We start from the raw sequence: 15,788 nt of genomic DNA, 5'->3' as shown, positions 1-15,788 counted from the left end.
AAATAAAAAGGAAAACCACAAGGGCAAATGAGGTAAAAAATCCATCCAAAGCCTGATAGCATATAGAAAACGCTCTAGCTGAACGGAAACACAAAAAAGCTGAGGTACTACACCTCAGCCTCGCTTCATAATCATGAAACTCTCTTAAAGCAGTCATTGACTTAGTCTCTTCAGTCGCTTTTCAAGCTCAGAAGACTTGATAATCAAGCTTCTATCTCACCGCTTATTTCCGAGTTGATTTACGCTCGCTAATGCTGTGAGCTAGGAGAACTTCGCGTTCTTCCAATTCTTCCTTATGCATAATCTTAGTCAGCATGCGCATACTGATTGCGCCGATGTCATAGAGAGGCTGACCGATTGTGGAAAGGTTAGGACGAGTGAAACGAGCTACTTGCGAATCATCACTGGTAATGATTTCAAAATCTTCTGGAACCTTGATGCCTTGATCAGACAGACCATTTAAGAGGCCTGCAGCCAGTTCATCTCCTGTGACAAAAGCAGCTGTTGCTTTGGAAGCAATGACACGCTCTGCCAAGTGGTAGCCATCATCATAAGAATATTTAGATTCAAAAACCAAGCCTTCGCTATATGAAAGTTTCTTGTTCTTCAAGCCATCTTTATAGCCTGATAGACGGATTTTCCCGTTGATATCATCTACAAGCGGTCCGCTAACAAAGGCAATTTTCTTATTGCGCTTAGCCAGTAATTCTACAGCATCAACAGTTGCTTGCTTGTAGTCAATATTGACGCTCGGAAGCTGATGCTCCACATCGACAGTACCCGCCAAAACGACCGGTGTGCGCGAACGTGAAAACTCTGAGCGAATTTTCTCTGTCAGATGATAGCCCATGAAAATAATCCCATCCACCTGTTTAGAAAATAGAGTATTGACAACGGAGACTTCCTTATCATCGTCCTCATCACTGTTAGCCAAGACAATATTGTATTTATACATTTCAGCAATATCATCAATCCCTTTTGCCAGAGTTGAGAAATAGCTATTGGTAATATTTGGAATGACAACGCCGACGGTTGTAGTCTTCTTGCTGGCTAGTCCACGTGCTACTGCGTTTGGACGATAGTCAAGACGATCAATGACCTCTAAAACTTTTTTACGTGTGTTTTCTTTGACGTTCTTGTTTCCATTCACTACCCGACTGACTGTCGCCATCGAAACTCCCGCTTCACGGGCGACATCATAAATGGTTACTGTGTCGTCTGTGTTCATATAGTTTCCTTTCTTCTATTGAAAATATCGTTTTCACTTTCCTACATTCACCATTTTATCACTTCTTGTAAACACTTTCAAGTATTTTGATAAGTTTTTGAAAAGTCTTGCTTTTTTTGACATTTTTTGCCAAAATAGAGGCATAGAAAGAAGGTTGTGACCATGACAAAAATTCAACAAATCACCCACTATCTCGAGAATGAGAAGCTAGATGCTGCTGTTCTGTCTGATCCAGTCACTATCAATTATCTGACTGGTTTCTACAGTGATCCGCATGAGCGGCAGATGTTTTTGTTTGTCTATCCTGACCATGAGCCCCTGCTCTTCGTGCCAGCTTTAGAAGTTGAGCGGGCTTCAGGAGCTGTTCCCTTTTCAGTCCTTGGCTATATGGACTCGGAAAATCCTTGGCAGAAGATTAAAGCAGCCTTGCCGGCTCACTCCTTCAAGACAGTCGCTCTTGAGTTTGATAACTTGATTTTGACCAAATATCATGGATTGAAAACTGTCTTTGATAGTGCAGAATTTGCCAACCTGACACCTTACGTCAACCGCTTGCGCCTAATCAAGTCTGCCGATGAAATTCAGAAAATGCTGGTAGCTGGGCAATATGCGGACAAGGCTGTTAATATCGGTTTTGACAATATCTCACTGGAAAATACCGAAACAGATATCATCGCTCAGATTGACTTTGCCATCAAGCGCGAAGGCTATGAAATGAGCTTTGAAACTATGGTACTGACAGGAAATAATGCAGCTAATCCGCATGGCATTCCCGGAGCAAATAAAGTCGAAAATAACGCCCTCCTGCTCTTTGACCTTGGCTGCATGGTCAATGGCTATGCCAGTGATATGACACGGACCGTTGCTGTTGGCCAGCCGGACCAGTTTAAAAAGGATATTTACCATCTGACATTGGAAGCCCAACAAGCTGCTCTTGACTTTATCAAGCCAGGCGTCACAGCTCATGAAGTAGACCGTGCTGCTCGGCGAGTTATCGAAAAAGCGGGCTACGGTGAGTATTTCAATCACCGCCTCGGCCATGGTATCGGTATGGATGTGCACGAATTTCCATCTATCATGGAGGGTAACGACATGATCATCGAAGAAGGCATGTGCTTCTCTGTTGAACCTGGTATTTACATCCCTGGTAAGGTCGGTGTCCGCATCGAAGACTGCGGCCATGTTACTAAGAATGGTTTTGAACTCTTCACCGAAACTAGCAAGGACTTGTTGTATTTTGAATAGAATTTTATCAGCCTATATTATGTCTTGAATGATTATTGAACATCGTTATAGCTATCTTAGTTCTTAAGCATTTATAATTTCAAAAAACGATAGAAAAGTTTCTGTCGTTTTTTCTTGTTTCCTAGTAATTATAATAAGTCATTTAGATTCACCCACTTTTTCTCCAATGAAGTAGTCTCTAGAGACATTCCGAAAAACTCAATTACTCAGCTCTAACCAGTTCTTACACTAGCAAGATGATTTCATCACTGAAAGGATAAAGCGTCATTAAATCTTGTCATATCAGAGGTTTTTAACCCTTCTTGCCCTTCTGATTTAAAAATGTTATAATTTTTTATGAAATTGTCTAAAAATTCTAATCTTTGCTGTTAAGGAGGTCTGGATGCTCTTCAAAAGGTCAGAAAATCACGGATTTTCTCGCTATATCTGCCTACTCTTGCTTCTCATCATTTTTCTGACTTGCTCCCTCTTTTTAGCTGTATCTTTAGGATCGGTCACTATTGATATACAGGATACTTACCAGATTATTTTCAGCAAGCTCGGAGTTTTCCTTGGCACAGGCAAACTATCGCCTTCTACAATCGCTATTGTTTGGAACATGCGGGTTCCAAGAGTGCTCTTGGGAATCCTAGCTGGTGCCGGGCTGTCTGTCTGTGGCAGCGTCATGCAATCTACTGTCAATAATCCCATCGCAGAGCCTTATATCCTGGGAATTTCAGCGGGTGCAACATTCGGAGCCACACTGAGCATTATCTTAGGGCTCAAATCCATTACTGGCACAGGTGCCTTTATAGGAGCCATTCTGGCATCGGCAGTGGTCCTTTTTATCGCATCCATGCAGGGAAAAATGACGACAAGCAGTCTGATTTTATCAGGAACAGTTGTAAATGCCCTTTTTATCGCCTTTTCCAACTTTATCATTTCTGTCGGTGCTAATGCTGACAGCCTTATGACAATCAAGTTCTGGACCATGGGCTCACTGGCCGGAACTTCTTGGTCAGATCTTGCCTTGCCAGCTCTTGTTGTTGGTCTCTCCTTTTTGTTTTTCTGTTCCCAGTATCGTATTTTCAATACTATGATGATGGGGGACGAAGCAGCTTTGACACTGGGGGTACCTCTGCATTTTTACTGGTTCCTCTATATCACAGTTGTCGCAATAATGACTGCGGTGCTGGTTGCCTGCTGCGGCATTATAGGCTTTGTCGGACTAATCACTCCGCACATTACTCGTAGATTAGTTGGTACCAACTACAAAAGGCTCTTTCCTATCGCTACCCTGCTCGGCTCTCTCTTTCTTGTCTGGGCAGATGTTTTAGCTCGAATTTTGGTCAAAAATGCCGAGCTGCCGATTGGGATCTTCACCGCTTTGGTCGGCGCCCCCTTCTTTATCTACATTGTAGCCAAAAGCCGAAAGGAGGTAAGCAGCTGATATGGATATAACTTGCCAAAATATCCACTATTCTATTGGCTCAAAAGAGATTTTAAAAGGAATTTCGCTCAAGATTGAGGGAAATCAGTTTCATACCATTTTAGGGCCAAACGGAAGCGGCAAAACTAGTCTGCTCAAAACCATCTACCGCCAAATCAAACCCGACAGCGGGAACATTTATCTAGACGGAAGGCCGCTTGAACAGGTCAGCATAAAAAAAGCAGCCCAGAAAATAGCCGTTGTAACTCAGTTTAACCATCTTCAGTTTGACTGTACCGTCCAAGAAATCGTCATGCTGGGCAGGACGCCGCATCTGTCCCTTTTTCAAAAAGAGAGCGAAAAAGACTATGCCCTTGTCCGTCATGCCTTGAGTCAGGTGGACATGCTGGACAAGAGAGAGCGAACCTATCTATCCCTGTCTGGTGGTGAGAAGCAAAGAGTCCTGCTGGCACGAGCTTTGGCTCAACAGCCAAGCCTACTGCTCCTAGACGAGCCGACCAATCATCTGGATATCAAATACCAGCTGGATATGCTACGTATCGTCAAAGACCTGAACATCAATGTTTTGGCTGTTTTACACGATATCCAACTGGCTTGTCGGTATTCAGACTATTTGTACCTCATGAAGGGAGGTGAGATTGCATACCAAGGCGCTCCAAAGGAGGCCATCACCCATGATTCACTGCAAACCGTTTACGGTATTCAGAGCAAAGTGATCTGGACCAAGGATCGACAGGCCATGATTCAGTATCTATAAGAATCTGTTTTCAGCTTTATCTATACAAGCTCCAAGCCCAAGAAAGGAAGGCAATATGAAAAAAACACTCAGTATCTTACTCGTCGCAACTGCTGCACTGACAATGGCAGCCTGCAATTCTTCATCTAAGGAGAGTACGAAAGAAAGCTCAACTTCACAATCTTCCTCCAAAACAGAAAGCGCGAAAAAGAGCACAGCAGAGACAAAATATCCAGTGACAATCAAAACTTACGATGCCGAAGGCAAGGAGATTGATCAGGTCTTTGAAAAGGCACCGGAAAAGGTCATTACCAACAACCTTTCGACGACCGAAATCCTGATTGAACTAGGATTGAAAGACAAGATCGCTGGTATGCTCAATCCAGACAACGATGTCACAGATAAATACAAGGCTGATATTGCTTCCATTCCGCAAGTCGGCGACAAGAAAACCGTATCACAGGAAACTGTGCTATCTTATGAGCCAGATGCTCTTCTTGGCCGAAACATGATGTTTTCTGAGAAGTCTCTGGGGACAGTCAGTGCCTGGAATGAAAACAAAATCCCTGTCTACACACAGAAGGCTTCCCTGTCCAATACCAAGCAAGACCTAGGAAATATCGTTGAAGATGTCAAGAATATAGGAACCATCTTTAATGTCCAAGACAAGGCCAATCAGTATGCTGACCAGCTGCAGACAAGAATTGACACTGTCAAGAAGGCCAATAAAGCTAGCCAAGGTGAAAAGAAAAAAGCGCTCATCATGTGTGCCTACAATGATGAGACTTTCGGTGCTTATAAATCTGCCCTGCAGGAGAGCCTGCTTAACCAGCTCGGATATACCAATGTAGCGACCGGAACCTCTGACTTGACCTTGGAAAATCTGGTCTCTATGGATCCTGAAGTCATCATCTATGTAACCAGCGACCGCAACAAGTCTATGGATGAGCAAGCAGTTGATCTAATGAAAGCCAATCCAGTTCTGGAAGATGTCCCAGCGGTCAAAAATCAGAAAATCATGACCATCTCCTATGATGAGTTCATGGATTATGGTCCTGCTGTAATCGACTCACTCGAGAAAATCAATGACTTTGTCAATAAATAAGACCTTTGTCTGGGAGGGTATCACTGTCAATATTGCCCTGCCCCAAGATTATGACGGATTACGACCTTATCCAGCAATCTTGCTAAATGATGGACAGATAAACTACCTGAGCAGGCTTTCTTCATCGGTAATCTTGATCGGACTGATATCAAACAACAGGCTGGACGATTATACACCCTGGAAAGCCAATGCTCTAAAGCCTGGCAATCCCGATTTTGGCGGCAGAGCAAATAGCTACCACCAGAAACTATTCAAAGGTATATTAACAGAAATCAGACAGCACTACCTACTGGATGACAAGAGAATTGCCTATGGTGGCTACTCTCTTGGTGGACTAGCGGCTGTTCACAGTCTCTATAGTGTCTGCGAAGTTCCCTGTGTCTTTTCTATCTGCGGCTCCTTTTGGTACCCAGGTTTTACCGACTATTGCCAGACACAGGAGTTGAAAAACAAGGACTGTCTAGTCTATTTGCAGAATGGAAAGACTGAAGGCGCAAATCACTCGAACCGACTTTCCAAAGCTCCTTTTTATGCCAAAGAAATTCATCGCTTGATTCAGAAAGAAATCCTTACCACGTGCTCCGTCTTTGATCCTTATGGACATCATGAAGCCCTCAAAGAGCGCTATGCTGCCTTTGCCGACTGGCTGGCCACACAATGGCATATTGACTAACGAAAAACCCCTTTGTCACTTACAGTAGCTGACAAAGGGATTTTTTGTTTATTAATGCAAGCAAAAGACTCTCACCAGTAAAATGGTAAAAGTCTTGAGTAGAAAGATTTATTCCGTTTTCTCCCCCACCTCTAGTTTCAACAAAAAGGCTTTTTTATCAAGGCCGCCAGCATAACCGGTCAAATTTTACTTCGATTCAAATTCTACACTACTTTCAGCAGCCATCAGTTGGTCAGAAAATAAATAGGACTCATAATTATTATCAGGATTATCCGTCCACATTTCACATTGCTTGATAACAGTCACAATGGCATCATCGACACCCTCCGGTGGATATTTGTATTTCCTAAGGAGCCGTTTAACAAGCATGCGCATACGAGCACGCGCAGAATGTTTTTTCTGCCAATCAATAGTTCTGCTTTTGCGCAATGTCTCCGTTAATTCATGAGTCATTGCAACAAGCTCATCATTTTCATAAAAATCTTTGACTGCTTGTGGTTGCGTCAAAGCATCATAGAAAGCTAATTCTTCATCGGTAAGACCTAAAGAATCCCCCTCTTCGTGAGCTTTCGCCATTTCTTTGGCCATTTTCATTAATTCAGCAATAACTTCTTCATTTGAAAGCATGCCATTCAGATATGCTCTCATCGCTCGCGAAAGAATTTCAGAGAACTTTTCGGATTTGACTAAATTTGTTCTTTGATATAAGGTAATCTGCTCTTGTAATAATTTTTTTAAGAGTTCTACCGCTATGTTTTTTTCCTTCATTTTAGAGATTTCGTCTAAAAATTTAGGATCAAATAACGAAAATCCTGTATCAATATCTGAGAATAAATTAATGACACCTTCACTCTTGATAGAAGCTTTTAGTAACTCATTGATACGATCATTAATATCTTTCAGAGAAAGCTTTTTACCCTCCCCAGTTATTCGTGTCAGCAATGTTCTGACTGCTTCAAAATAAGCTGCTTCAAAACGTTGCTCAGGAGTAAGCAAAGAACGACAAAGTGATAACGCTTGGCGTAAGAGTAACGATTCTTTTATGAAGAGCTCTTTCTTCTTCTCCTTGTCTACACTTGACAAGAAGTTTACCCCACCACTAATTGTTTTAGCTCTGATTAAATCACTTGATTTAGAGAGCATGAATTCTGAATAGTCAAACCCATAAAACAAATCACGACAGACTTCTAGTTTTTCAACAAACTTTGGTAAAGCTGTCTTAGCTATATCAGTGTCCCCAAAGTTACCTTTGTCTCGATTTGTATAATCGTTCATGGCTTGCTTTAAAGCACTTGCAATACCGATATAATCAACTACAAGTCCACCCTCTTTATCTTTATATACACGGTTAACACGAGCGATTGCCTGCATAAGATTATGACCTTGCATTGGCTTATATACATACATGGTTGCAAGGCTAGGAACATCAAATCCAGTCAGCCACATATCAACGACGATAGCAATCTTAAATGGGCTTTCATTGTCTTTAAACCTTTTAGCCATCTCTTCTTTATGGCGCTTATTCCCTACTATATCGTGCCATTCTTCCGGATCATTATTACTAGAAGTCATGACAACTCCAATTTTTTCTGTCCAATTCGGACGCTTTTCAAGTAAGGTACGATAAATTTTCATCGCAATCGGACGAGAATAAGCAACAATCATTGCTTTTCCAGTTAATTCCTGCGCACGATTTTCTTCATAATGAGTAATAATATCTTCACACAAGGCACTAATAGTTTGATCGGCCCCTAAAATACTATCAAGACGACCCAATTCCTTCTTGCTTCTATCAATCGCATGTGATTCAGCGCTTTGTGCCATCAAGTCATACTCTGTGTCAATCAAACGCAAGATATTTTCATCTAGTTTTAAATGCATGACGCGACTTTCATAATAGACGGGCCGAGTGGCGCCATCTTCAACCGCCTGTGTCATATCGTAAACATCAATGTAATTACCAAAAACCTCTGTTGTAGACTTATCTTTAGTAGAAATAGGCGTTCCAGTAAATCCAATATAAGTCGCATTTGGCAAGCTATCTCTAATCAATCTGGCTGCTCCGACGACTAGTTTCGCTTCGCTTTCTCCATCTTTTCCTTTGGTAATTTTAATCTTTTCTTCAAGTCCATACTGACCACGATGAGCCTCATCTGCCATGACAACAATGTTTCTTCTATCAGAAAGCGCCTCTTCTGACTCTGAAAACTTCTGCATAGTTGTAAATATAATGCCATTGGCTTGGCGACCAATCAATAGTTCTTTCAGATGTAAACGGCTCTCTGCCCGAATTGGTGTCTGTCTCAGAAAATCTTGGCATTTGGAAAACTGTCCATATAACTGTTCGTCCAAATCATTTCTATCAGTCAAAACGACAATAGTTGGCGAGTCTAAAACTTTCTGCAGCAGATGAGCATAGAAAACCATGGATAGAGATTTCCCACTCCCTTGCGTATGCCAGAAAACACCTCCCCGTCCATCGCTTTTAGTTGCCTTCAAAGTAGATACCGCAGCCTTATTCACTGCAAAATACTGATGATAAGCCGCTAAAATCTTAGCATCCTCAGAAAAGCAGATAAAATTCCTTAAAATATCCAGAAATCTAGTCTTATCAAAAATACCTTCAATGAACGTGGTAAAATTAGCATACTGAGTATCTTCAAAACTACCATCAGTAGTCTTCCACTCCATAAAGCGGTCTTCACCAGCAGTAATTGTCCCCGCCTTTGAAGTGGCTAGATCCGTCATTACGCAAAAAGCATTATAGTTAAATAAATTTGGAATTTCTTTCTGATATGTTTTAAGCTGACGATAGGCATCAGAAGCATCTGTTTCTTGACGAGAAGGACTTTTTAACTCAAAAACAACTACTGGCAAACCATTCAAAAACACTATAATATCAGGACGTTTATTACTCTTCTCTACAATTGTCCATTGATTAATTACAGTAAAAGAATTATTATTTACATTATCGAAATCAACTAAATAAACGAGATTAGATTGTTTTCTTCCTTGATGAAAATAGGAAACTTCTATACCGTTTTGAAGATAATTTGTAAAAATCTTATTTTTTTGAAGCAAGGAACCTGTTTCAAAACGCTGTAACTTTTCAATTGCATCTTGAATTGCAACAGTCGGTAGCTTAGCATTGATCCTTTCCAAAGCAGCATAAAGTTCCTCCAAATATAAAGGTGTTCTATAATCACGCTCTACATCTGGACCATAGACATATGAATAGCCCAAACTATCATGAAAAAGTTCAATGACTGCATGTTCGTAGTTGTCCTCAGTGAATCCCATAAATTAAACTCCTTTATTTCTCTACGACGCTATAATTTCTTATCCCAATATGACATACCATCATCTCAATATTCATAATTGTCCGTTCATCAAATGAGAAAAATTTCCAATTGGCAAGAGGGAAGGTAACATTTAAATACTCAAAATAAGGGAAATCAATTGCACAAGAATGGCCATATACAATAATTTCATTTATTAATTTATGACCACTAAGAAATTCTTCTACAAGCTCAATTTTAAACTCTTTTTTGAAAGACTCAACTTTATTAATTAATATTTCATGAGCTGTTCTAACATAGTAGTCTTCAAGACTGTTAATGTATTCTTTTATTGATGTGTCCCTATATGGCCCTCGTCCCTTTTGCCGTATATCTTCATGAATATCTTCAGGCGAAAAATCCCCTTCGGGATAACCTAACAATAAGTTCTCATTCCCTGATTCTCCATGAACATGTAAAACTCTATCTATTTCAATACCATAAACTTGCTCAAGTGTATGAGTATAATTGAAATTGATATATAGATCTCCATTAGTGAATAAGTCTTTAAAGAATCTCTGAGGTGTAATATTTGCAAGTTTTCCTTCTGCTTGATTTGCAAATTCTTCTAAAGATTCCTTCAAATTGCCACTCATTTCCGCCTCAAGTATTATTCCATCACGGTCACTTTCTCTATCAGATGAATGATCTGGGGCGTAGTATTCAAATATTTCTGCCAAAGAATTAAAATCAGGTTTTGCCAATAGATTTTCAAAATCAGACCAGATATTAGGTTCTGCCGATTGATATAGTTCCCAAAAATACGGATTAGATTCATTCTTTTCAGCAATTTCTCTAAAGTCTGGATCAAATCTTGTCGGCAACCGGTGGGCAAGATCAAAACCATTGCCTATTATAAATAATATATTACTCATAAAAGTATTTCCTTCAAAATTTATCTATCTTGTTCGTACTTTATCTTTTAATTTTTCTTGAACAAATGACTTAATTGAATTCAGTATGATTGCGGCCATCTTATCCTTTTGTCTATCAGATATTTTTCGTTTATTGAACATATCCAATATGAATTGATAATCTTCATAAGTATCAAAATGATTATTTTTTAAGTTAGGTAAATCATCATTTAGAGCAGATGGCTATTACAATATTTGAAAGTATGTTCACTAATGTCTCTTCAGGGCAAACTACAATTGGTAAATATATCATTCCTAAACGAGGTAAAAATCTACTTTCAAAGGATGCGATATTTGGAAGAGTTCCTGTAGTAGCTGGAGGTTTACAGCCTTCGACATTTCATAATATAGCTAATACAGAATATCCGGTCCTTACCATTTCAGCTTCAGGTGCTAACGCAGGTTATGTTAATTTATGGCACGTTCCCGTTTGGGCATCTGACTCATCATATATTGATTCTAAGATGACCAATAATGTATATTTTTGGTATGTCATGTTGAAGAGACGTCAACAGGAGATATATGATTCTCAGACAGGATCAGCACAACCCCATATCTATCCAAAACATATTGAAATTATGCCAACAATTGAACTGTCGAAAAAAGAAATTAATCTTTTTACAAAAAGAGTTACCCCACTGTTTAAAACGGTTGGAAATAACTTAGAGGAGATTAATAACCTCCAAAATCTTCGAGAGAGCCTTCTTTCCAAACTTTTATCAGGAGAGATTTCAGTAAATCAAGCCACTAAATGATGATTTATCTTTTTATTATTCTCAATTTTATCATCTAGCGCCTTAAGAATTTTACCAATTCTAATTTGTTCTTTTAGCGGAGGACATAGAATTTCGTGATTTTTGACAACATCTAGCTGAACTCTTTGTCTACCTGATGTTCCTACCATTGATTTAATAGCAACTTCTCTGATATTTGGAGCAATCATCAAATAATAAACGAAATTTTCATCACTAATATTTTCTTTAGCTCTTACAACAATAAACTCAGTAGACCCAAACCCTACTTCATCTTCGTCTAATAAATTTACCTTAGACGTTTTTCCATTTTCAAGACTTGGAGTAATACGAGCCATTAAAGTATCCCCATTTCTGAATTTGGTACCACCTCTAAATTCTAAATACTCAAACTCGGGAATATCGCGCGTAAAAGGTTCTAATTTTTCCATCGCTATTTTTTTAGCAATAGCTCCCTTGGACAAAGTTTCTCGGGGATTAAATTCTATAATATCCGAAAGTTTCACTTTCTTCCAATTATTCAATTTCTGCTTCTCCTCAACCTATATATTTCCTATGCGAATTTTTTACATTCGCTTGATTGACCATGGCATAGTGCATGGTTGTATCTATTTTGACATGACCAAGCAAGTGCTGGACTTGTTCGATGGGCATGCCTTTATCTATGGCGCGTGTCGCCAATGTCCGTCTGAATTTATGTGGATGGACTTTATTTAAATCTGCTTTTTCACCGAGTTGTCTCAATCTTGTTTCTACCCCTCCGATTAGCAATCTATCATGTGGCGAAGACAAGGAAACGAACAAAGCTGGATTATCATCCTGACGACTGTCCAAGTAGTTTATCAAGTGAATCTTTGTTCTAGCGTCGAAGTAGACGATTCGCTCACTATTCCCTTTACCAAAGACAAGGCATTCTCTTTCATAAAAATTAATATCCTCTCTATTCAATCTCACTAGTTCGCCTACCCGCATTCCAGTTGAAGCCAATAAATCAATCATCGCCAAATCACGAATCTCATCGCAAGCATCTCTTAAAAGTTCCAAACCTTCATCAGAAAAAGTTTCTTTGATCGTTTTATCCGTCTTTATCTTACGAATCCTACGCACAGGGCTTTTGAGAATGAAATCCTCATCTTCAAGCCAACTAAAAAAACTACTAAAAATCCGACGCATATTATCAATAGTTACTTTGCTAGATTTTCGTTCTCGTTGATAATGTGCAAGATAAGTCCGTAAGTCACTAGTCGTTATATCTCTTACAGTCAAATTAAGACTAGTAAACATATTTTCAATGACCATTCTATAGTATTTTAAAGATTTTTCACTACAGCCTTCAATTCTCTTGGCAGAAATAAATAGCTCAAGCAATTTCTCATTACTCTTCTGCTCATTTACTGTTTTAATCTCTGCAACTTCTACATTGATAAAAGTCGCCATTAGTACCTTTTGCAGATTTTCTAACTGTTGAAGACTTAAATGCTTGGCCATATCTGTTGTAATTTGCGTGATTAATTTATCTTTCATAAGCTACCTACCTTTCGTTTTTATTATACTCTACGGGTAGCTTAAAAAGATAAATCATCATTTAGTGGCTTGATTAACAGAAATTTCGCCAGAGAGAAGTTTTGGTAAGAGAGTGTCTCGGAGATTTTGAAGATTTTCAATTTCATATATACTATCTTGTAGAGTCTTAATCAAGGGAGAGACTATTTTTGAAAAATTTTTTATAACTTTTTCTGTAGGTATTGGAATTTTTAACTCTGCTAATCCATTCTCCCAAACAGCATAAGGCATAGTTGATCCTTTGGAGGTGCTCTGAGCGTATTCAATGCTGCTTTTTAAATCACAAGTAAGCAAACAGTATTCTAGATAAATCTTATTAAATGGACGAAGAACAAAGCATGTTGAACGCGTAATTCCTGTAAAAGGAGAGATACAAACTCTATGAAAGTATACACGCATTGCTCCCAATAGAATATCATTTTTCTTAAAAGTAATTAAACTACTTTTTGCTTCATCATTTGATTTATAAGAATTCAAACTTAAAGAATGCATTGGCAAAATATCTATTGGAACATATGGGAGTTTTTGCTTGTCCTTATCATTAATACCGTTTTTAATTAACTTAAGAACATCGCTTAACTTTCCAATTGTCCAATCATTTGGCATCTTTCCTCCAAACGGTTCAAAATCAACAAACCAAGATTTAAAAATAGCTTGTGCCATCTGCTCTAAATGATGATTTATCTGTTTGCTTGTTTCGATTTTATCATCAATAGAACTCAATACATTTGCGATTGCCCTTTGAGTATTCAAATCGGGAATCCTGATATTCATCGATTTCACCATTTTTGTAGTTATACTACCACGAATACTATTTGAATCGGAAATTGCTCGTAGTTCTTCATATCTACTAGATAAATTATAAAACAAAAATTTTTTATCTAATACTTTCTCATTTGCTCTGATTGCTATCACTGATTGATTGATAAAAGTATCAATATTCAAAAAAGAAACTTGTCCTCTTGTGTACCCTTGACCTGCTGAAGCCATTACAACATCACCTTTCAAAGCCTGTCTTGTACTGGAATTTTGGGCACCACTATTTGTTATTGTCTTTTCTGTAACATTGATATATCTATTTCTTGTTTCGCCAGATGACAGCCATGGTAAAGAACCGTTCCAGTAATCACTGTTCTTAGTATTAGGAGTTCCGCCGCTAAATATAGTTTCTATAAGTTCTCCTATTCTATATTCTTTCCAATCACTTAATTTCAAACCCAATCTCCCCCAATCTTTCTCGAATCTCATCTTCTAATTTATGGGATTTAATAAAAAGTTCTGATAGCTCTGTCGTCAGTCGGTCCATCTTCTCTTCAAATGGTTCTCCGTCATCTTCTTTTTCCTCAATACCTACATAACGCCCTGGCGTAAGAATAAAATCTTGCTTTGCAATTTCTGCTGTTTCAACAGATGCACAAAAACCTTTAACATCTTCAAGGTTTCCATTTTGAAAGGCTTCAAAGGTATCTGCTAACTTCTTAATGTCTTCGTCGCTAAAGTCGCGATGCTTACGGTCAATCATTTCTCCCATATTTCGAGCATCGATAAACAGCGTCTTTCCTTTTTGTTTTTTATTTTTACTGATAAACCAGAGACAGGCTGGAATAGTTACACTGTAAAAGAGATTAGCTGGAAGAGCTATAATTCCCTCAATTAAGTCATCTTCGATAATTTTTTTACGAATGTCCCCTTCACCGCTCTGAGTTGATGAGAGTGAGCCATTTGCCAGAACCAAGCCAACCTTGCCATTACTAGGATCCATGTGATGAATCATGTGCTGAATCCAAGCATAGTTTGCATTGCTATTAGGTGGAGTTCCGTATTTCCAGCGAATATCATCTTGCAGTTTATCTGCTCCCCAGTTGGAAATATTAAAAGGGGGATTAGCCATGATATAGTTAGCTTTTAGTGTCGGATGTAAATCATTGAAAAAGCTGTTCGCTTGGTGCTCACCAAAATCCGCATCAATACCTCGGATAACCATGTTCATCTTGGCCATCTTCCAAGTATCTGCATTAGATTCTTGACCAAAAACAGATAAATTATTAATATTCCCACTATGATTCTTTATAAACTTAGCTGACTGAACAAACATACCGCCTGAACCACAAGCAGGATCATAAACACGCCCTCTATAAGGCTTTAATATTTCTACAATCGTTTTTACGATACTGGTCGGAGTATAAAATTCACCACCTCGTTTTCCTTCATATGCCGCAAACTGTTCAATACAATATTCATAAGCACGCCCAAGTAAATCTTTTTCATTCTCACCTTCATACATTTGAATATTAGTAAAAATGTCTACAACTTCCCCTAAAACTCGCTTATCTAAGTCTGGACTGGCATAAATCTGAGGAAGGACATTCTCTAGACTAGGATTATCCTCTTCAATTTCACGCATGGCTTCATCCAAGACTGTGCCAATTTCCGAAGAATGGGCATGACTCGCAATAAATTGCCATCTAGCTATTTCAGGGACAAAGAAAATGTTCTCCTCTGAATATGCATCAGGATCATTCTCAAATCCGTCACCCTCTGCAAGTAATTGTTGGTATTTTTCTTCAAAAGCATCTGATACATATTTTAAAAAGATTAGACCAACAATAACTTTTCTGTACTCTGACGCTGAAATGTGCCCCCGAAGTGAATCTGCAGCATCCCATAGTTCCTTTTCAAATCCAATATTTGCGTTTGATTTTTTCGCCATTTTATACTCTTTTCCTATTTTAATCACATCCATTTTACCATATTTAAAGTAAGTTAAAAAGCACCGAATGGTGCTTTTTTAGCTTATCAATAGTT

At 38.8% G+C, this 15,788-nt stretch carries 13 protein-coding genes; 6 read left to right on the top strand and 7 right to left on the bottom strand.

Annotated elements, in window-relative coordinates; translation table 11 throughout:
• Positions 1–223: 223 nt before the first annotated feature.
• Positions 224–1,228 carry a catabolite control protein A gene (gene ccpA / locus MFP28_RS03945; RefSeq protein ID WP_002894913.1) on the bottom strand — a complete coding sequence of 335 codons (1,005 nt, stop codon included), beginning with the start codon at positions 1,226–1,228 and terminating at the stop codon, positions 224–226.
• Between the two features lie 162 nt (positions 1,229–1,390).
• Here ccpA and MFP28_RS03940 point away from each other — a divergent pair, with 162 nt between their 5' ends.
• The 5 genes from MFP28_RS03940 to MFP28_RS03920 all read left to right on the top strand — a co-directional run bounded on the left by MFP28_RS03940 (position 1,391) and on the right by MFP28_RS03920 (position 6,416).
• A complete protein-coding gene (locus MFP28_RS03940) occupies positions 1,391–2,473 on the top strand; it encodes a M24 family metallopeptidase (RefSeq protein ID WP_002906081.1) in 1,083 nt (360 codons plus the stop codon).
• A gap of 382 nt (positions 2,474–2,855) precedes the next feature.
• Complete coding sequence (locus MFP28_RS03935; protein WP_002906079.1) at positions 2,856–3,902, top strand: FecCD family ABC transporter permease; 1,047 nt, start codon at positions 2,856–2,858, stop codon at positions 3,900–3,902.
• 1 nt (position 3,903) lies between these two features.
• Complete coding sequence (locus MFP28_RS03930; protein WP_002906078.1) at positions 3,904–4,659, top strand: ABC transporter ATP-binding protein; 756 nt, start codon at positions 3,904–3,906, stop codon at positions 4,657–4,659.
• A 55-nt stretch (positions 4,660–4,714) separates the two neighbouring features.
• Complete coding sequence (locus MFP28_RS03925) at positions 4,715–5,743, top strand: ABC transporter substrate-binding protein (protein ID WP_002906076.1); 1,029 nt, start codon at positions 4,715–4,717, stop codon at positions 5,741–5,743.
• Positions 5,724–6,416 (top strand): alpha/beta hydrolase-fold protein, encoded by a 693-nt coding sequence (locus MFP28_RS03920; protein WP_002906074.1) that lies wholly within the window; start codon positions 5,724–5,726, stop codon positions 6,414–6,416. The genes MFP28_RS03925 and MFP28_RS03920 overlap by 20 nt, the downstream gene beginning before the upstream one ends.
• A 186-nt stretch (positions 6,417–6,602) precedes the next feature.
• Here MFP28_RS03920 and MFP28_RS03915 read toward each other — a convergent pair whose 3' ends face one another.
• Both MFP28_RS03915 and MFP28_RS03910 read right to left on the bottom strand, forming a co-directional pair.
• Positions 6,603–9,716 carry a type I restriction endonuclease subunit R gene (locus MFP28_RS03915; protein ID WP_002906073.1) on the bottom strand — a complete coding sequence of 1,038 codons (3,114 nt, stop codon included), beginning with the start codon at positions 9,714–9,716 and terminating at the stop codon, positions 6,603–6,605.
• 13 nt (positions 9,717–9,729) lie between these two features.
• Positions 9,730–10,629 (bottom strand): AbiH family protein, encoded by a 900-nt coding sequence (locus tag MFP28_RS03910; RefSeq protein WP_002906072.1) that lies wholly within the window; start codon positions 10,627–10,629, stop codon positions 9,730–9,732.
• Positions 10,630–10,847: 218 nt separating this feature from the next.
• On the opposite strand from MFP28_RS03910, the gene MFP28_RS03905 reads away from it, so the two are divergent.
• Positions 10,848–11,423, top strand: a complete 576-nt coding sequence (locus MFP28_RS03905; protein ID WP_002906071.1) for a restriction endonuclease subunit S — start codon at positions 10,848–10,850, stop codon at positions 11,421–11,423.
• Here the strand turns inward: MFP28_RS03905 and MFP28_RS03900 are convergent.
• The 4 genes from MFP28_RS03900 to MFP28_RS03885 are packed head-to-tail and all read right to left on the bottom strand — an operon-like array spanning position 11,408 to position 15,693.
• The gene (locus tag MFP28_RS03900; protein WP_002906070.1) at positions 11,408–11,944 is read right to left on the bottom strand and encodes a restriction endonuclease subunit S; all 537 of its coding nucleotides are present in this window, start codon (positions 11,942–11,944) and stop codon (positions 11,408–11,410) included. The two genes, MFP28_RS03905 and MFP28_RS03900, sit on opposite strands and share 16 nt — an antisense overlap.
• A gap of 13 nt (positions 11,945–11,957) precedes the next feature.
• Positions 11,958–12,944 (bottom strand): site-specific tyrosine recombinase/integron integrase, encoded by a 987-nt coding sequence (gene xerA / locus MFP28_RS03895; protein ID WP_002906069.1) that lies wholly within the window; start codon positions 12,942–12,944, stop codon positions 11,958–11,960.
• Positions 12,945–13,001: 57 nt separating this feature from the next.
• Positions 13,002–14,198: a restriction endonuclease subunit S gene (locus tag MFP28_RS03890; RefSeq protein ID WP_032915822.1), complete on the bottom strand. Its 1,197-nt coding sequence runs from the start codon at positions 14,196–14,198 to the stop codon at positions 13,002–13,004.
• Complete coding sequence (locus tag MFP28_RS03885; RefSeq protein ID WP_032915819.1) at positions 14,185–15,693, bottom strand: type I restriction-modification system subunit M; 1,509 nt, start codon at positions 15,691–15,693, stop codon at positions 14,185–14,187. The genes MFP28_RS03890 and MFP28_RS03885 overlap by 14 nt, the downstream gene beginning before the upstream one ends.
• Positions 15,694–15,788 lie beyond the last annotated feature (95 nt).

Source organism: Streptococcus sanguinis (assembly GCF_050234405.1).
Taxonomy (GTDB): Bacteria; Bacillota; Bacilli; order Lactobacillales; family Streptococcaceae; genus Streptococcus; species Streptococcus sanguinis_W.
Note: the sequence above shows the minus strand (reverse complement) of the source record. Positions and strands in the feature narration are given on the sequence as shown.

Excerpts from the sequence above, each read along its gene's own strand:
- MFP28_RS03935 (WP_002906079.1), top strand. The coding sequence starts at position 2,856 with ATGCTCTTCAAAAGGTCAGAAAATCACGGATTTTCTCGCTATATCTGC.
- MFP28_RS03915 (WP_002906073.1), bottom strand. The coding sequence starts at position 9,716 with ATGGGATTCACTGAGGACAACTACGAACATGCAGTCATTGAACTTTTT.
- MFP28_RS03885 (WP_032915819.1), bottom strand. The coding sequence starts at position 15,693 with ATGGCGAAAAAATCAAACGCAAATATTGGATTTGAAAAGGAACTATGG.
- MFP28_RS03910 (WP_002906072.1), bottom strand. The coding sequence starts at position 10,629 with ATGAGTAATATATTATTTATAATAGGCAATGGTTTTGATCTTGCCCAC.
- MFP28_RS03940 (WP_002906081.1), top strand. The coding sequence starts at position 1,391 with ATGACAAAAATTCAACAAATCACCCACTATCTCGAGAATGAGAAGCTA.
- MFP28_RS03930 (WP_002906078.1), top strand. The coding sequence starts at position 3,904 with ATGGATATAACTTGCCAAAATATCCACTATTCTATTGGCTCAAAAGAG.
- MFP28_RS03920 (WP_002906074.1), top strand. The coding sequence starts at position 5,724 with ATGACTTTGTCAATAAATAAGACCTTTGTCTGGGAGGGTATCACTGTC.
- ccpA (WP_002894913.1), bottom strand. The coding sequence starts at position 1,228 with ATGAACACAGACGACACAGTAACCATTTATGATGTCGCCCGTGAAGCG.
- xerA (WP_002906069.1), bottom strand. The coding sequence starts at position 12,944 with ATGAAAGATAAATTAATCACGCAAATTACAACAGATATGGCCAAGCAT.
- MFP28_RS03905 (WP_002906071.1), top strand. The coding sequence starts at position 10,848 with ATGGCTATTACAATATTTGAAAGTATGTTCACTAATGTCTCTTCAGGG.
- MFP28_RS03925 (WP_002906076.1), top strand. The coding sequence starts at position 4,715 with ATGAAAAAAACACTCAGTATCTTACTCGTCGCAACTGCTGCACTGACA.